Origin of the sequence: Hominiventricola filiformis, from assembly GCF_020686965.1 — a bacterium.
Lineage (GTDB): Bacteria > Bacillota > Clostridia > Lachnospirales > Lachnospiraceae > Hominiventricola > Hominiventricola filiformis.
Window position 1 is genome coordinate 1 of sequence record NZ_JAJEPS010000033.1, and the last position, 14,573, is coordinate 14,573.

The 14,573-nt window shown below is 51.0% G+C and carries 17 protein-coding genes and 3 pseudogenes; 1 reads left to right on the forward strand and 19 read right to left on the reverse strand.

Going from position 1 to position 14,573, the window contains the following annotated elements; all coding sequences use genetic code 11:
- Positions 1 to 78 precede the first annotated feature (78 nt).
- The 11 genes and pseudogenes from LKD36_RS16830 to LKD36_RS16880 form a co-directional block, all read right to left on the reverse strand.
- A pseudogene (locus LKD36_RS16830) lies at positions 79 to 669 on the reverse strand (VirB6/TrbL-like conjugal transfer protein, CD1112 family); the annotation flags it as partial.
- Between the two features lie 11 nt (positions 670 to 680).
- Positions 681 to 761: pseudogene (locus LKD36_RS16835) on the reverse strand (Maff2 family mobile element protein); the annotation flags it as partial.
- A gap of 89 nt (positions 762 to 850) precedes the next feature.
- Positions 851 to 2,515 carry a recombinase family protein gene (locus LKD36_RS16840; RefSeq protein WP_007884068.1) on the reverse strand — a complete coding sequence of 555 codons (1,665 nt, stop codon included), beginning with the start codon at positions 2,513 to 2,515 and terminating at the stop codon, positions 851 to 853.
- Between the two features lie 6 nt (positions 2,516 to 2,521).
- Complete coding sequence (locus LKD36_RS16845; protein ID WP_006858666.1) at positions 2,522 to 2,719, reverse strand: hypothetical protein; 198 nt, start codon at positions 2,717 to 2,719, stop codon at positions 2,522 to 2,524.
- A gap of 242 nt (positions 2,720 to 2,961) precedes the next feature.
- A complete protein-coding gene (locus LKD36_RS16850; protein WP_007884071.1) occupies positions 2,962 to 4,254 on the reverse strand; it encodes a virulence-associated E family protein in 1,293 nt (430 codons plus the stop codon).
- Between the two features lie 13 nt (positions 4,255 to 4,267).
- The gene (locus LKD36_RS16855) at positions 4,268 to 4,909 is read right to left on the reverse strand and encodes a CHC2 zinc finger domain-containing protein (protein WP_014081132.1); all 642 of its coding nucleotides are present in this window, start codon (positions 4,907 to 4,909) and stop codon (positions 4,268 to 4,270) included.
- Positions 4,910 to 4,973: 64 nt separating this feature from the next.
- Positions 4,974 to 6,563, reverse strand: a complete 1,590-nt coding sequence (gene mobQ, locus LKD36_RS16860; RefSeq protein ID WP_006859284.1) for a MobQ family relaxase — start codon at positions 6,561 to 6,563, stop codon at positions 4,974 to 4,976.
- 152 nt (positions 6,564 to 6,715) lie between these two features.
- Positions 6,716 to 7,075 (reverse strand): SdpI family protein, encoded by a 360-nt coding sequence (locus tag LKD36_RS16865; protein ID WP_308460340.1) that lies wholly within the window; start codon positions 7,073 to 7,075, stop codon positions 6,716 to 6,718.
- 287 nt (positions 7,076 to 7,362) lie between these two features.
- The gene (locus LKD36_RS16870; protein WP_006859273.1) at positions 7,363 to 7,665 is read right to left on the reverse strand and encodes a DUF3847 domain-containing protein; all 303 of its coding nucleotides are present in this window, start codon (positions 7,663 to 7,665) and stop codon (positions 7,363 to 7,365) included.
- Positions 7,662 to 7,994, reverse strand: coding sequence for a DeoR family transcriptional regulator (locus LKD36_RS16875; RefSeq protein WP_308460341.1), 333 nt, complete (start codon positions 7,992 to 7,994; stop codon positions 7,662 to 7,664). The genes LKD36_RS16870 and LKD36_RS16875 overlap by 4 nt, the downstream gene beginning before the upstream one ends.
- Entirely contained in the window at positions 7,995 to 8,180 is a 186-nt protein-coding gene (locus LKD36_RS16880) for a hypothetical protein (RefSeq protein WP_033118356.1), read from the reverse strand. It lies immediately after the preceding gene.
- A gap of 535 nt (positions 8,181 to 8,715) precedes the next feature.
- Between LKD36_RS16880 and LKD36_RS16885 the strand changes: the two genes are divergently transcribed.
- Complete coding sequence (locus tag LKD36_RS16885) at positions 8,716 to 9,537, forward strand: helix-turn-helix domain-containing protein (protein WP_308460342.1); 822 nt, start codon at positions 8,716 to 8,718, stop codon at positions 9,535 to 9,537.
- Positions 9,538 to 9,581: 44 nt separating this feature from the next.
- On the opposite strand, the gene LKD36_RS16890 is transcribed toward LKD36_RS16885, so the two are convergent.
- From LKD36_RS16890 to LKD36_RS16925, 8 genes and pseudogenes are all read right to left on the reverse strand, one after another.
- A complete protein-coding gene (locus tag LKD36_RS16890) occupies positions 9,582 to 10,007 on the reverse strand; it encodes a hypothetical protein (RefSeq protein WP_022261510.1) in 426 nt (141 codons plus the stop codon).
- A 43-nt stretch (positions 10,008 to 10,050) separates the two neighbouring features.
- Complete coding sequence (locus tag LKD36_RS16895) at positions 10,051 to 10,584, reverse strand: hypothetical protein (RefSeq protein WP_331465375.1); 534 nt, start codon at positions 10,582 to 10,584, stop codon at positions 10,051 to 10,053.
- Between the two features lie 215 nt (positions 10,585 to 10,799).
- Complete coding sequence (locus LKD36_RS16900; RefSeq protein WP_015514784.1) at positions 10,800 to 11,009, reverse strand: helix-turn-helix domain-containing protein; 210 nt, start codon at positions 11,007 to 11,009, stop codon at positions 10,800 to 10,802.
- Between the two features lie 136 nt (positions 11,010 to 11,145).
- Positions 11,146 to 11,304 carry a Maff2 family mobile element protein gene (locus LKD36_RS16905; protein WP_173744409.1) on the reverse strand — a complete coding sequence of 53 codons (159 nt, stop codon included), beginning with the start codon at positions 11,302 to 11,304 and terminating at the stop codon, positions 11,146 to 11,148.
- 95 nt (positions 11,305 to 11,399) lie between these two features.
- A pseudogene (locus LKD36_RS16910) lies at positions 11,400 to 12,287 on the reverse strand (VirD4-like conjugal transfer protein, CD1115 family); the annotation flags it as partial.
- A 41-nt stretch (positions 12,288 to 12,328) separates the two neighbouring features.
- Positions 12,329 to 12,487, reverse strand: coding sequence for a transposon-encoded TnpW family protein (locus LKD36_RS16915; protein ID WP_006428300.1), 159 nt, complete (start codon positions 12,485 to 12,487; stop codon positions 12,329 to 12,331).
- A 122-nt stretch (positions 12,488 to 12,609) separates the two neighbouring features.
- Positions 12,610 to 14,160 (reverse strand): MobQ family relaxase, encoded by a 1,551-nt coding sequence (mobQ, locus tag LKD36_RS16920; protein ID WP_331465377.1) that lies wholly within the window; start codon positions 14,158 to 14,160, stop codon positions 12,610 to 12,612.
- A gap of 194 nt (positions 14,161 to 14,354) precedes the next feature.
- A partial coding sequence (locus LKD36_RS16925; RefSeq protein WP_097771031.1) for a DUF3847 domain-containing protein occupies positions 14,355 to 14,573 on the reverse strand: 219 nt, incomplete at its 5' end.

Here is a 14,573-nt window from a genome sequence, read left to right on the forward strand (position 1 = left end):
TTACCGGCTTGCTAAAGCCGGGTTCCCAAAATGCCCGCACACCGCCTTTGGATGAAAAGCGGCGCTTCTGGACGCGCGATAGATTTCCAGCATCCTGCCATACACCAAAACGAAAATGATAATTCCCATCGCCTTCATCGTGAAGCCAATGAGCGCAGACTGCAGCCACAGCCCCAAAAGTGGCCCCAAGTCCATCGCCTCCAGCGAGGTTTCCAGTTCGGCAAGCATATCCGCCGAAACATCGGTAGAGCCTTGAATCAGCCCGCCTGCCTGCGCGATAACGCTCTGCGACACATCGAACACGGCCATGACGATATTGAATGTATTTGACAGGATCAGGATTGCACAGGCCGTTTTGAACATCCATTTATAAAGGTTCGCAACGTCAACCTCGTGCATATTGTTTTTTTCCAAAAGCATCTGTATGAGCTCATAAGTGGCAACAAAGGTCAGCACCATTCCGGCAATCGGCAGGATCACCGTTTCGGAAAGCTGTCGGATCAGGGAGAAAACCCCGGCGTGCCACGCCGCCGGGGTAGTCCCTACCTGTGCCGCAATCTCTCCGACTTGGGCATTGACGGTATCAAAAAGACCTTCGAGGTTCCCCATGATGCCGCCAATCAGAAGCTCTTTGAGCCAGTTTGTGAGCCAGTCGGTGAGAAAATCCATAAGCGCCTACCTTAAAATAGGCCAGACAGCAGAGGGATCAGCGTGGTGCCAATGACGATGATGCCGCCGCCCGCCATGAGCTGTTTCATACCAAAATAGGTGTAAAACTCTGCTCGATGGCGGGCGGCGGCGTGTCAAGAAATTTATGGAATTTTTTTAGAACCGCCCCGGCGGGAACAAGTCAGGCCGTGACCTGTTCCACCTCCGGGATGGGTTTGAGATTAAAATGAATTTCAATAGAAATGTGTCGTGTCTTATCGCTGTCGATGTGTTCATGGACAACGATTTCTTTAATCAGACGGTTGAGGGTGGCAGCGTCCAGCTCCGTGATGTCGGCGTATTCCTGAATGGCGTCCACCCATTGCTTGGCGTCCACGGCAAGGCGGATTTCATCAGCCAGCTTCCTGCGCCCCTGTTCAACCCGTTCCTTTAGTTCAGCCTGTTCCTTCTGCGTCTTATCCAGCATGAGATTGAAGTTTGCTTCGCTGATACGTCCGGCAACCATGTCCTCATAGAGCCGCAGCACCATTTTTTCCAGTACCTCAATCCGTTCCTCGTGCTTCGTCAGGGAACGCTCCAACGCTTCCCGCTGGCCTTTCTGCTCGGCTTCACAGGTGTTGGTAAGCCGTCCGGCAACAGCTTCCCCGTCCATCAGGGCGGCCTTCGCACATTCCCGGATTTTGTTCAGCACAAGGCGGTAAAGGGTTTCGTACTCCACACGGTGCTGGGTACAGTGCTGTTTCCCATAGGCATTATAGGTCTTACAGGAATAAATCTGCTTCGGGTGCTTGTCGTTGGTGTAGCGGATAGTCAGTGATTTCCCACACTCGCCACATTTGAGAAGCCCCGCAAACAGGCTGATTTCCCCGGTCTGGCGGGAACGCTGCCGGGATTTCAGCTTGTCCTGCACGATGTCAAAGCTCTTGCGGTCAACAATCGGCTCATGCCGTTCCTCCACCACAATCCAGTCCTGCGGCTTTTTTTCCCCGATGGTGCCGATTTTGAAGCGGTAGTCCTTCTTCTGGGAAGCGATAGCCCCGGTATAGACGGGATTCATCAGGATGTCCTTGATTACCGAAAAATCCCACATATACCGCCCGTTTACCGGGTCTTTCTTTTCCCATTTAGTGCGGACATTGCGGAAGCCCCGTTCCCGGTTCCACCATGTAGGGCAAGGCACCTTCTGTTCTTCCAGCCTGCGCCGGATAAAGTTCGGGCCGTGTCCTTCCAGCGCCCAGCGGAAGATTTGCCGGACAATGGGGGCGGTTTCCTCGTCCACCAGCAGATGGTTTTTGTCCTCCGGGTCTTTCTGATACCCGAAAGGGGCGATACAGCCGGTAAACTGGCCTTGCTGGGCTTTCAGAAGGTAAGAGGAATGTACCTTCTTGGAAATATCCTTGCTGTACATCTCGTTGAGGATGTTCTTGAACGGCGCAATGTCGTTATTCTCCCGCATGGTGTCGATACCGTCATTCATGGCGATATAGCGGACGCCGTGGCGGGGAAAGAAGTCCTCAATGAGTGTGCCGGTCTGCAAATAATTTCTGCCCAACCTCGATAAATCTTTCGTTATGACAAGGTTTATCTGCCTGCGCTCGATGGCTTTGAGCATCCGTTTCAGGTCGGGGCGCTCCATGTTCAGCCCCGTGTAGCCATCGTCCTGATAGACTGCCACAACCTCCCATCCCTGCTTTTCGCAGTATTTTTCCAGCATATCCCGCTGGTTGGCAATACTGGCGCTCTCCCCGTCAAGGTCATCGTCTTTGGAAAGCCTGCAATAGATGGCTGCCCGGAAGCTGCCTGCCAGTATTGCGTCCATGTCTGTATATTCATATCCGTTCATCATAACCGTTTACCCGCACAATCCAGACGGAACACGGTTCTTCTGAACCTCATCCTTATTATACTCTAAATCTTGTGTTTTCGCAAGATTTTCTTTGCTGGTATTCTGCCCATATTTTTGGGCAATCAGGCTCACAAAGACGTCTGTGGCGTCCAGTTCGCCGTCAAAAACTGTGGTAACATGAATCTCTGTTTTCGTTTTTGCCATAGGCAGTTATCCTCCATAATAGAATAAGCCAGACAAGGAGAAGGTCGGCAACGAAGTCCGGCAACGGGCTTCAAAAAACCTGAAAACTATCTCTGTCTGGCAGTTTGGCTCTTATTTTTATTTTCTTTTATTTTTCTGTTGTTTTGGTTGCTGATAAGGGGAAAAGCCCGCAGTTACGGGGGGTTTCCCGGCAACCGGCTCGGCAACGGGAGTGCAACAGGGTCGGCAACCGGCTGCATTTTTCAGAAGGGAAGCTCCATCTGTTCCGTGACTTCCTCAAATCCTTCCGGGATTTTTTCAGCTCCGTTGCTGATGTCCGTTGCTTTCGTTTCACGCTCCCAGCCCTTTTGCCTGCCGTATTCCGGGAACACACGGGGGTTGGAAAAGTAATTCCAGCCCGTCACGCAATGGTTCATGATGTCGTTGACTTCCCGGATTTCCCATTGCTTCGGCTCGTCAAAGGGGTGGTTCAGGGCTTCCTTGAAAAGCTGCTTGGAACACACCATGCCGCCGGTATAGCGGTCAAGGTATGCCTGTATCATCCCGGCCTTGGTGTCCTCCGGCATGAAATCCCGCTGGTGTTCTTTGAGATAGCGCACCATTTCCGGGCTGAAAGACAGCTTAAAATCCCCGCTGCGGTAAACCGTCATGGCTTCTGCCCAGACCTGTGCAAGATAGGCTCTGGAAGCGGCTTCGTCCTCCAAAATGTGAACCTCGGCCTGTTCCGGGTACACCATGACCGGCAGGAAGCGCCGGTTGCCGGAACGGTCAAGGGGCAGGAAGTCAAGGGCATTGGAAGTGCCGCCGAACACACATTGCCGCAGCCTGTCCTCCGGGTGGGTTTCGTATGGGATTTTATAGACCTCCTTCTGTCGGCTTAAAAATGACTTGATTTCCTCAATGCTCTTGGCATTGGCGGTGGCAATCATCTCCGACATCTCGATAATCCAGTGGCCTTGCAGCTTGCGGTACACGTTATCATCATCCAGCTTCCGCAAATCATCGGAAAACCACTCGTCTTTTACTGCCAGCAGCCGGAAAAAGGTGGATTTCCCGGCTCCCTGACCGCCCACCAGACAGAGCATGACTTCAAATTTACAGCCGGGGCAAAATGCCCGGTGGATGGCTCCCAGCAGGAACAGCCGCAGGGCTTCATAGGTGTACTGGTCGGTGTCGGCTCCCAGAAAGTGGCGCAGGCAATAGCGGATACGCTCCTGCCCATCCCATGAAAGGCCGTTCAGGTAGTCCCGGACGGGGTGGTAGCCGTTTTCATTGGCAACAATCCCGATGGCGGCGGTAATCTTTTTCTCACTGGTAAGCCCATAGGTTTCTTCCAGATACAGGAGCAGATAGTTCATATCCGTGTCCGTGATGGCGGTGCCGATGCGGTGGTAGCCGATGGGCTTTACAATGTCCACTCGCTCGGTCAGCAGATTTTTTGCGATTGCCCCGGAAAGCAGCGGGTCATTCTGAAAGACGGTCAGGCAGTTGCGGATACTGTTGCGGACGCTGCCTTTCTCGGTGCTTTCCAGCATGGCCTTTACTTCCTCAATGCTCCGGGGCGGGGCTGCTTCTTGTATGGTCTGTTCTGCGGCCTGCCGTATCTTGGGCGGCAAGCTCTGCCATTCGTCTTTCAAGATTGCTCACTTCCTTTCCATAGTCAACGATAAGGACTGCCCGTTCCTCCATATCCGGGGAGAGCAGCACATCCAGCAGATATTCCACATGGGATTGCTTCTGCAAGGCTTCCACAAAAAGCGGGTGCCATGCTTCTTCCGGCATCTTAGGGGCATAGTCCCGTTTCCAGCGGCGCAGAAGATGGTAATAATCGGACAGCACCCGGAAGCAGTAACGCTCCATGCGGCAAAACCGCTGTTCCGGGGTTTCCTGCCGGGGTTTGGGTTTTCTCCTGCCGGGTGGTTCCCTGTCCTCATAGGGGATGGAGAACTCCTGCGCCAGCATGAGGGCGGCTTCCTTCGGACTGACAGCTTCCAGACGGGAAACAAAGTCAATCACATCCCCGTCTGCCTGACAGCCGAAACAGTGAAAGCGCCGGTCAACCTTCATGCTGGGGTTTTTATCAGCATGGAAGGGGCAGACACACATCCCGTTTCGTCCCACCCGGATTCCAAAATGCTCCGCAGCCTGCCGGGTGGTAACAGACTGCTTGACAGCTTTAAATACATTCAAATAAATCCTCCTGAAAATAAGAAAAGCGCCTGTCATTCTCGAAAAAGAAAATAGCAAGCGCCTATTAAAGTTCCATATCCTGTTTTTTCTCTGTGCGGGGCTGCTTCCGTTTCTCGGCCTGTTCTTCCCGGATACGCTGCGTCCGGCCTTTGACTGCCTGCTGGATGGACGGTTTCTTTCCCGGCTCGGCGGTCTGGCGGTACTGTTCAGACGGAAGAACCTGATTGAGCCAGTGACGCACATCCCGGAGAATCTTCACATCCTCCTGTAATGCGGACAACCGTTCCTTATATCCGGCAACTTCTCCGGCAAGCTGTGTCTGTTCCTCATTCAGCTTTTTAATGCTGTACTTCTTCTCCTTCAAATGCACCTTGAAATAACGGATAGCGGCATTATAGGCGTCCAGCTCGTCCCGATGGGCGGCGGCAAACTGTTCCCGTGGCTTCTTAAACCGGATGGCAGCATACTCCACATGAACCGGCTTATGGGCTTCAAAGTTGGCGATATGGGAAAGCAGGGTGTTGATTTCTTTCATACGCTGTTCTTTCGGCTTCATCTCTGCCCGGATGGAAACGGCCTGCCCGCTGACGGTATCCAGATAAGCGTCCAAACTCTGCACAGTGGACAGCTCCTTTTCCCGCAGATAGCGGATAGCTTCCATAACCTTGTTGAAATCGGCAACGCTGCCTGTAAGCTGGCCTTTGCTTGTCCAGCCTGTACGTTCCTCCCGGCGCAAATCCAGATATTTCCCCAGCAGCTCCGGCAGGGTGGGTTCCTTCGATTCCTGCAAGGCTTCCAGCAGGGCGGCTTTTTTCTCCTTCAGGTCTGCAATCCAGCCTTTCAGGTGGCGTACCATCTGCCGGATAGATTGCATAAGGGAATTGGCGGCTTTGATGTCCCGGTTCAAGTTGCCGATGTTGGTCTGTATCCCTCGTTTCTCCATCTGGCTGACTGCTGGCCCCATATGGACGGTGGGGATTTTATCAAGCCCCTGCCGTTCATAGGAACGAAGGTCAAGGCGCTCCGGGCGTCCGTTGGCTTCCAGATAGCGGTTAGCGGTAGCCGCCCAGCCCTGCCGCCAGATCTCTCCGTACTTCTGGTCGTTCCAGTCCACGGTATCCTCCTTGTGGCTTTTCCAGCTCCCGGACGGGAGCCGGATACGCTCGCCGTTCTCGTCAAGGTCATAAACCTTCCGGCTCTTGGGAAGCCATTTCCCGTTTTCGTCCATTGCCCGCATGGTCAGCAGGATGTGGGCGTGGGGATTCCCATTCCCTTTGTCGTGGATGGCAAAATCGGCAATCATGCCTTTAGAAACAAAAAACTCCCGGCAGTAGTCCCGGATAAGGTCGGCGTGCTGTTCCGGGGGGATTTCCCTCGGTATGGCAAGCACGATTCTCCGGGCAAGCTGGGAGTTCCATTGCTTCTCGATAGCTTCGGCGGCGTTCCACAAAGTATTGCGGTCTGCATACGCTGGTGGGGCGTGGGGCGGCAGCATGATTTCTGTATGGACAATCTCGCTTTTATGGGAATAGTATTTCTGCTTCTGGTCGTACTCGGAAAACAGCCGTTCCCCACTCTGGTAGGCGGCAGACGCAACGGCTGACTGGTGGTTGCTGCGCTGGATTATTTTTATATCATGGTGTGGACAGGGCATAGCGTTCCTCCTTCCTGTGGTTGATTTTGGGCAAAAGAAAAGCAGGAAACCGTTTCTGATTTCCTGCTTAGTGGTGTCGCTGGTAGGCGATTAGTATTCAGTTTTGAAGGTTCGGGTCAGGTTGGCTCGATGATGGAAAGCTGTCTAATAGCTTAAAAGTTTTTGTTCGCAAATTTACTTGTAATTCCAGTTTCTGTTTTATAAAATCCAAAAATCAGAAAAATAATTCCAACAACTACTCCTGCAAATACGGTAGTCTGTGTAGAAATATTAAGAAGAAGTAAGGATATACACAAAACGATTTCTACCAAACCTAATGTTTTGCCAATACCAAAAAAAATATTAGGTGCTATGCTTTGTGCATAATCCCAATGCTCTTGTGACTTCCGAGATGTAGGCGTATTGTATCCGTTACCGGATGTCATATCTTTTACCGGGTGCTTCTTTAAGATATATCCTACAAAAACCATAACAAAGGGTATGATGAAATTCAAAGCAATCAATCCATACATAAAACCATCTCCTTAGATAGTGTTCGTCATTAGCTTTATTATACTACGGGCAGTCCTGTTTTGGAATAGATAAATTGTAAACTTGCTGGACGGGAACAGCTTGCAGCGCAAGGTGTTCCCGGGCGGCAAGTCCACAAAGGGGTAGCTGGCGCAGCCAGCGCAGGGGAAGTGTAGCGTCCCCTGTGATGATTGGAAGCAGCCGCAACGGTGCTGAAAATCATCCGCTTTCCGCAGGAAGCCCCCGGCAGGGCGCAACGCACCGGCTTGACCGGTGTATAGTTGCGCCCTTACTCCGTAAGGGATTCCCCGGCTACCCGCCCTTTCACGCTTTCTGCAACTATTTCCTTCATGCCACTTTGAGAAAATGCCTGTTTCAGAATGTCCATCACATCCTCGTCTGTCAGCACTTCCGGCCTTAAAAGGAAACTTTCCAGCATAGCTCCTCTGGTACAGAGCCGGTGCGTCCGTTCCTTCCGGGTAAGCTGCTTCACCTGGTGTTCCAGTATTTTTTCTTCATGCTGCGCCCGCCGCAGTCTGGCTTCGCCTTTGGCAATCTCCTGATTCAGCTTTTCCAGCTTCTCATTTATCATGGCAGCCCTCCTTTGGGAAGCAGCGTGTAAATGCGGTTTGGTTCTCCCACACCCCGGCGCACCCGCAGGATAAGCCCGATGTCCTCCAATTCTTTCAGGGAACGCTTCACAGTGACGGGGCTGCGGGAGAGGGCTGCCGCTAATTCCATGATAGGAAAACGGACAAACAAAATGCCGTTGCTATCCTCTATCCCTGCCGTAAGGGTGGTGTTCAGCAGACGGGCATACATGACTTTTGCTGTGCTGCTGATCGGCAGCCGAAGCATTGCGGCGGGTAGCGGCATACAAGGCGGCAGAACCGTGTCTGCGCTCATAAATTCAAATTTCATTTAACTGATTTTCTCCTTTCGCTTGGCTCGTTTTGACAGGTAATGGGGGCAGTCTATCACGACAGCCCGGAAACTCTGCTTGCACTTATGCTGGCACTTCCGGCACAGGTCGTTGTAGGCCACACGCCCCCGGTCATTGAGGAAGAAGGAAAGCTCCAACTTCCGTTTCTTGCTCATTCTCGGCATAGTGCCTCCTATCATAGAAAATCCGCCCATTTCAGCCGTAACAACGGGAACAGGCGGATAAAGGTTTTTGGTGTCATGTTTCGGGGCGATTTTCAAGGAAAATACGGCCATAGAGCCGCTTTGAAATGCCCCATAGTATTACGGACGGGGCAGACTACACCCCGCCGATTTGTCGTGTTTGGGTAGCGTTTTGGTATCAGTTCTGCCGGGTTGTCCTGCTGTCGTTCCTGCCCCTGAATCTCACAGCGGCGTTTCGTTCCCGTTGGTACGCTCGCTGCGGTCAAGGTTCCTCCATTTCCTTGCCGCAGGTCGTTGCGCTACATCGCCGGGGAGCATATCCCATCAGGCCGGTCATTCGATTGGAAATAATCCATCGATGAACTGACTTAATCATAGCTCATTTTTGAACCCTTTCCCGTATGTCCATAAAATAGGAAAACCGCCCCAAAATCGAAAAATTCCACGATTTCGGAACGGTATATGGTATAATAAGGAATAACAGCGGCAGCCAGCCGCAGGAAGGAGCGATGTGTTTATGAAAACCCACATTTCCGTACAGGAACGCCTGAAAGATTTACGGGTGGAACGGGGCTTGAATCTGGAAGAACTGGCACAGGAAACCGGCATTTCAAAATCAGCCCTCGGCAGTTATGAAAACGACAACGACGAATACAAGGAAATTAACCACGGCAGCCTGTTGAAGCTGGCAGACTTCTATCAGGTGTCGGTTGACTATCTGCTCGGCCTTACCAATAATCGGAGATATGAAAACACCCCGATAGAAGAATTACATTTGAGTGATGAAGTCGTGGAACTGCTGAAAAGTGAACGCTTCAATAACCGGCTGCTGTGTGAGATTATCTCCCATGAAAAATTTAAGGAATTGCTGGCAGACGCAGAAATCTATGTGGACGGGATAGCAACCATGCACTTCCATGACACAAACAGCTCACTGGCTGCTTTACGGGCTATGGTACTGGAAGAACACCCCGAAGCTGCGGCAGACCGGGCAATCAAAGTGTTGGAAGCCTGTCAGATAGAGGAAGAAGATTTTTTCTGCCATGTGACGCACAAAACATGGGACGTCATTCTCCATGATATACGCAAGGCGCACGAAAATGACAGCGAAAGTGCGCCGGATACCACGCCTGCCGATGAACTTATACGGGAAGTACAAAAGGCCATGCAATCTCCGGGGGACAGGGTTCAGCAATTCACGGAGATATTCTGCAAGGCGTTCCGGCTCAAATACAAGCGGCTCTCACAAGAGGAACGAAGCCTTTTGAAAAAGCTGTTCAAGAAATCCCCGCTGATAAAACAGTCTGGTATGAACTTCCGGCGCAGGCCGTGGAAATAAAAACAGCCGTTGTAGGATTTTGTTCCTACAGCGGCTGTTTTTATTTATGAATCTTCTCCAACAAAAGACAGGATATTTTCATCAGTTTGTAATGTAATTGTTGCGCTTTCTGAATCATCAGAATAAACTCTTGTTCCATATACGCCTGTAACAGGCTCCTCTAAATTTTCAAAAGTTAATCCGAGTTTCGAAGAAGAATTGTCAATCTTTTCAAGCGAATATGTACCTGTCCATTCTTGTTTATGAGTGTTATCTGTTAAGATAAAACTTTTTTCTTCAAAACTCAATGTCAAATCCAATACTGGTATGTCATCATGCACTGAACCTGAGAATAACATATTACCATCTAAATCAGTAATAAATTCTAAAGACCAGTTATATGATGATACCGACCGAGTTTGGGAAGAATCACACGAACATAAGCCTACACACATAAAAAAACATACGCATATTGCCAATAACCGTTTCATTTTACCTATTACCAACCTTAATTCACAACTGTTTTGCATTTAATTAGGGAAGTGTCACAGGGTAAGAAATAGCGAAAGCTCCACCGCCTGCCAAGGCATTATTAGCGGTAGCAACACCAGAAACAGAAACCGTTCCCTTATCTCCGCTATTACCTGTTCTTCCAGTATCCACATCAGTTTCGATTGTTTCTTCACCGTCGGCTAATTCTGCAAATGCCGTATTGGTGGATTTTTTGTTCATAAGCACATTAACTGTACCAGTCATACCAGTGAACTCCGGTTTTGGAGATTCATACCACGGTACATACAACTTCACATGAACTTGAATCCCATCATCCTCATCATAAGTTGCATAAGAGTTAATACGAACATTAGCGACTGCTCTTTTGGTGACACCATCGGAAATCATAACATCGGTTAAGTATCCGTCATATTCTCCAATGACTACCGGCTGTTGAGTATCCGTTATTTCCGTTGTTGTTTCCGCTGCAAAAGCAGGAACCGCACTCACAGAAAAAAACATACAAAACGCTACCAACGAGGTAAACAATCTTTTACTAAATTTTTTTATAAACAATGCTCCTTTCTAAAATGACCAGAACCTACATTTTTTGTATTCAGTTATTGGCAATATGCTACTAACCTGCAAGCACACTCTCAAATCATAAAATGTTTCAAATGTACTTGTTTTATTTTATGATAGCACTTATTTACATTGGGTACAATAGAAAATATACACCATTAAAATTTAATTTTTTGTGCAAATCGAATCAAATATAAAATTATATCGCTTTAGATATTGTCCTGTTCTAATTTAATCACATTCATAATACCACAATTCAAGGCTTCACAAATGCGAACCAGCGTTTCCATGCTGATATTCTTTCCCTTGCCCATGTTGGCAATCATATTTGTGGTAAGACCGGCGGCAAGCCGCAAATCCTCTTTCCTCATGCCACGCTCTTTCAGTGTGTTCCATAGTGGCTGATAACTAATGTGCATAGGCTTCCCGCCTTTCTTTCCATCGTCAAGTGTTTTATACCCATTATAGCAGAAATCTTGCGTTTCCACAATATTTCTTGACTACACCGCCGGTTCCGTCTGGATTGTGCTTTTCCTTTCTCCGCTTTTATTACATCTAATTAGCCATGAGCTGCTTCATGCCCTGGGACTTGGAGCCCGGGTTATCCGAGCCGTAGCCCTCCAGCAGATTGACCACGCCCCACACGCCAAGGCCAGCGCCGAGCGCGATAACGAGGGTCTGTAAAGTGTCGATTGCAGATGAGAAAAATGCCATATAAGCCTCCATTTCTCCGGTTTTTTCCCGGTAACAAAAAAGCCGCCCTTGCAGGCGGCAGGTTACAAACTTCGGGACACTTTGTCTCGAAGCGTTTATGCAAAGGCGTCTGGATCGTCGATGTCATCATAGTTGAGGATGTCCTCGTCCTCTTCCGTGAGTGCATCGTCCGGCACAGTCACCTCATACATCGTACACGCCTCGTTCAGACCGGGCCGCCTGCGGCGGTTAATGAGCCTGTCGAGGTCAAAAGCGTTTTTCTGTTTATCGGCCTCCGCCGTATAGCGGTAGTTCGGATGCCGTTTCAGATCATACTTGGGAGAGAAGAACGGGGGCAGGCCCCGAAGCTGCAAAATACATTTATCTCCCGGCATGGTTGCAAGTTCGGCTGGGGTCATCAGTTCCCGGCCCAGCCGCTGGGTATTTTGACTGTAGCTTTCCGACTGGCCACGGGAACGGCTGTCGGTCTGCATACTGATTGTGGCCTTTCCCAGCCAGTTTTCGGATATTTCCTTGATGGTGCTGGCTTCGCGGCCACCGAGGAACACCACGCTGTCCATGTTGCCGAGGATTGTCTCGGCGTGCTTATCGTAAATGGCCTTGCACTGTGCCAACTGTTGATACAGCAGGCAAAGACTCACCTCGCGGGAGCGGATAACCGCGACCAGCTTTTCGAGCTGGGGCACCTGTCCCGTGTTGGCTGCCTCATCCCACAACACCCGTACATGGTGCGGCAGGCGGCCACCGTGAACATTGTCCGCCCGTTCACACAGGAGGTTGAACATCTGCGAAAAAGCAAGCGCCACTAAAAAGTTGTAGGTCTGCGTGGTATCGGAAATAATGAAGAATACCGCTGTTTTCCGATCTCCGATGCGGTCAAGCTCCAATTCGTCATAGGCCATGACTTCACGAAGCTGCGGGATGTCAAAGGGAGCCAGCCGCGCACCGCAGGAAATTAAAATGCTTTTTGCCGTCTTGCCAGAGACGAAAAGTCAAGGACTTTTTCATCAAATTCAAAAAGAAGTCACATTTTGCGGACTTCCTCACGGAGCAGACGCTTGATTTTGTCCTCCATCGTCTCTTTTGCGGTCTGGCTGAAATGGACACGGACGATATAGGTTGTCTTGCCGATCTGCTTTCTGACAGTCGGGCAAGTGGCGGTGTTGGTTGCGGTATTGTTCATTCAAAATCCTCCTGTAAATGAAAAATGCCCGGTGACTGTTCATCATCGAGCGGTGTCGGTATGAGGGAACAAGTACGGCGGTTTTTCTGTGTGCAAAAGTATGTCGTGAAACGCGGTAGCCCTTACCGCTCCGGCTCCCGGTCGTGAGACTTGTCCCGTTCCTGTCGGGACAGCTGCTCGGCGGTTTTGCGGAGCCGTTCCACTGCTTTCAAATCCTCCCGCATGGCTTTCATGGCAAGCGTGTCCGTCTGCTTTCCAGCAGCCAGCTGGTCAATTTCCAGCTGCCATGCCTTTGGGGTGATTGTCTCGCCGCTGTCTTTCAGTTCTTTCAGATACCGGGCCGCTGCGTCATACAGAATCAGTTCCCGGCTGTGGCGCTGTTCAAACTGTTCCCGTTTTTCCGGCTTTACTTTGGCAAGCTGCTTGTGGATGGACTTGTACTGGTTGTACTGTTCCCACATCTCCCCGCGCTCGGTAAGAGTGGCGATCCGGCGCTCGGCCTTGACGATCTTTCCCCGCAGGTCATAGTAACGGCTGTTCATATCAGCGATTTTTTCATGGAGCTGCTGCATGGATTGGATGCCGTTTGCCTGCAAAAAGCTGAATAGTGCGGCGCTTTCCTGCAAAGCCCGGATTTTTCCGGTGCGGGTGCGGGGAGCGTTCAACTGCTGCTGGGCTTCCCACAAGGCGGTCAAGCTGCTTTGCTGCGTTTGTGGTTTTTCTGCTTCGGCTTTCGACCAACGATAAAGCCGAGTAATGCGGGCTTTGATTTCTTTCAGCAGCTTGTTGTCAGCAGCAATATGCCGGTTTACTTCGCCCTTGTCGGTGCGGATGCCGCGCTTTTCCATTTGGCTGGCGGCTGGCCCCAGATGGACAGAGGGAATCTTATCAATGCCCTGCCGCTTGTAGCTGCGATGGTCAATGCGTTCCGGTCTACCGGCAGATTCCAGCGCCCGGTTGGTGTAGGCTGCCCACGCTGCCCGCCAAATCTCCACATTTCCTTTATCGTTCCAATCGGTTGTATCCTCACGATGATTTTTCCAACCGCCTTTCCCATCCGGGATACGCTGTCCATTCTCGTCCAGATCGTATGCCTTGCGGCACTTTGCGCCCCACTGTCCATTTTCTTTCAAAGGCCGGAGTGTCAGCATGATATGGACATGAGGGTTGCCGGTTCCCTTGTCATGGATAGCAAAATCGGCGCACATTCCTTTGTCTACAAAGTTGTCCTTCACATAGGCACGCACAAGGGCAAGCTGTTGTTCGCCGGACAGTTCGCGGGGCAGAGCTGCCTCAATCTCGCGGGCAAGCTGGCTGTCCCTTGCCTTCTCGATTTGCTCCACGCTGTTCCAGAGGATAGAACGGTCTGCAAATTCCGGCGGGGCGTAGGCAGGCAGCATGATCTCTGCATGAACAATGCCGCCTTTCCGGGTGTAGTCGTGGGTCATTCCATCCCATTCATTTGTCATCTTGGTTCCGCTGCGGTAAGCAGCTGCGGCAACGGCAGAACGGCCCGCGCTGCGCTTGATGATACTGACGGGGATATGACAGAAATCTATGGGGAACACCTCCTTGCAGTGAGGGGATAACAGGCTCTGTGGAGCCGGACAAACGCAAAGCGGGTGTCTGGCTGCGCAGAGCGCACAAGGGGTTTGGGGAGCGTAGCTTCCCATCGCGGACGAAGTACGCAACGCCCGAATATGGGGCCCCCACAGAAACCCAGCGGAGCGGTTTTTGTGGGGAAAGGAGGAGCAAGGGAGCGTGTGCAGTTTTCGCCGCAAGGCGGGAACGAAACAGAGCGGACTTTGCGACGACGCGCGCACAGCACCGGCAACGGTGTATAAGTGCGCCCTTGTAAACAAGGGACTTATGGCGTGTCCCCGGATTTTGGCAGGTTTGCAGTCAATTCCGCAGCCCCCGGAAGATGGGACAGGGCAATCAGAAATGCTTTAACCTCTGCGCCGGAAAGGTCGGGAGCCAACGGGAAAATCCCCTCCAAAACGGCTCCACGCTCAATCAGGCGGCGGGTGCGAACCCTGCGTTCTTCGTTCCGCTGCTTGTTCTCCAAAATCTTCTTTCGGTTTTC

What these genes read in the sequence shown, in the direction of transcription:
- LKD36_RS16840 (WP_007884068.1), bottom strand. Translation starts at nt 2,515, where the DNA reads ATGATGAACGGATATGAATATACAGACATGGACGCAATACTGGCAGGC.
- LKD36_RS16845 (WP_006858666.1), bottom strand. Translation starts at nt 2,719, where the DNA reads ATGGCAAAAACGAAAACAGAGATTCATGTTACCACAGTTTTTGACGGC.
- LKD36_RS16850 (WP_007884071.1), bottom strand. Translation starts at nt 4,254, where the DNA reads ATGCTGGAAAGCACCGAGAAAGGCAGCGTCCGCAACAGTATCCGCAAC.
- mobQ (WP_006859284.1), bottom strand. Translation starts at nt 6,563, where the DNA reads ATGCCCTGTCCACACCATGATATAAAAATAATCCAGCGCAGCAACCAC.
- LKD36_RS16865 (WP_308460340.1), bottom strand. Translation starts at nt 7,075, where the DNA reads ATGTATGGATTGATTGCTTTGAATTTCATCATACCCTTTGTTATGGTT.
- LKD36_RS16870 (WP_006859273.1), bottom strand. Translation starts at nt 7,665, where the DNA reads ATGATAAATGAGAAGCTGGAAAAGCTGAATCAGGAGATTGCCAAAGGC.
- LKD36_RS16875 (WP_308460341.1), bottom strand. Translation starts at nt 7,994, where the DNA reads ATGAAATTTGAATTTATGAGCGCAGACACGGTTCTGCCGCCTTGTATG.
- LKD36_RS16880 (WP_033118356.1), bottom strand. Translation starts at nt 8,180, where the DNA reads ATGCCGAGAATGAGCAAGAAACGGAAGTTGGAGCTTTCCTTCTTCCTC.
- LKD36_RS16885 (WP_308460342.1), top strand. Translation starts at nt 8,716, where the DNA reads ATGAAAACCCACATTTCCGTACAGGAACGCCTGAAAGATTTACGGGTG.
- LKD36_RS16890 (WP_022261510.1), bottom strand. Translation starts at nt 10,007, where the DNA reads ATGAAACGGTTATTGGCAATATGCGTATGTTTTTTTATGTGTGTAGGC.
- LKD36_RS16900 (WP_015514784.1), bottom strand. Translation starts at nt 11,009, where the DNA reads ATGCACATTAGTTATCAGCCACTATGGAACACACTGAAAGAGCGTGGC.
- LKD36_RS16905 (WP_173744409.1), bottom strand. Translation starts at nt 11,304, where the DNA reads ATGGCATTTTTCTCATCTGCAATCGACACTTTACAGACCCTCGTTATC.
- LKD36_RS16915 (WP_006428300.1), bottom strand. Translation starts at nt 12,487, where the DNA reads ATGAACAATACCGCAACCAACACCGCCACTTGCCCGACTGTCAGAAAG.
- mobQ (WP_331465377.1), bottom strand. Translation starts at nt 14,160, where the DNA reads ATGGGAAGCTACGCTCCCCAAACCCCTTGTGCGCTCTGCGCAGCCAGA.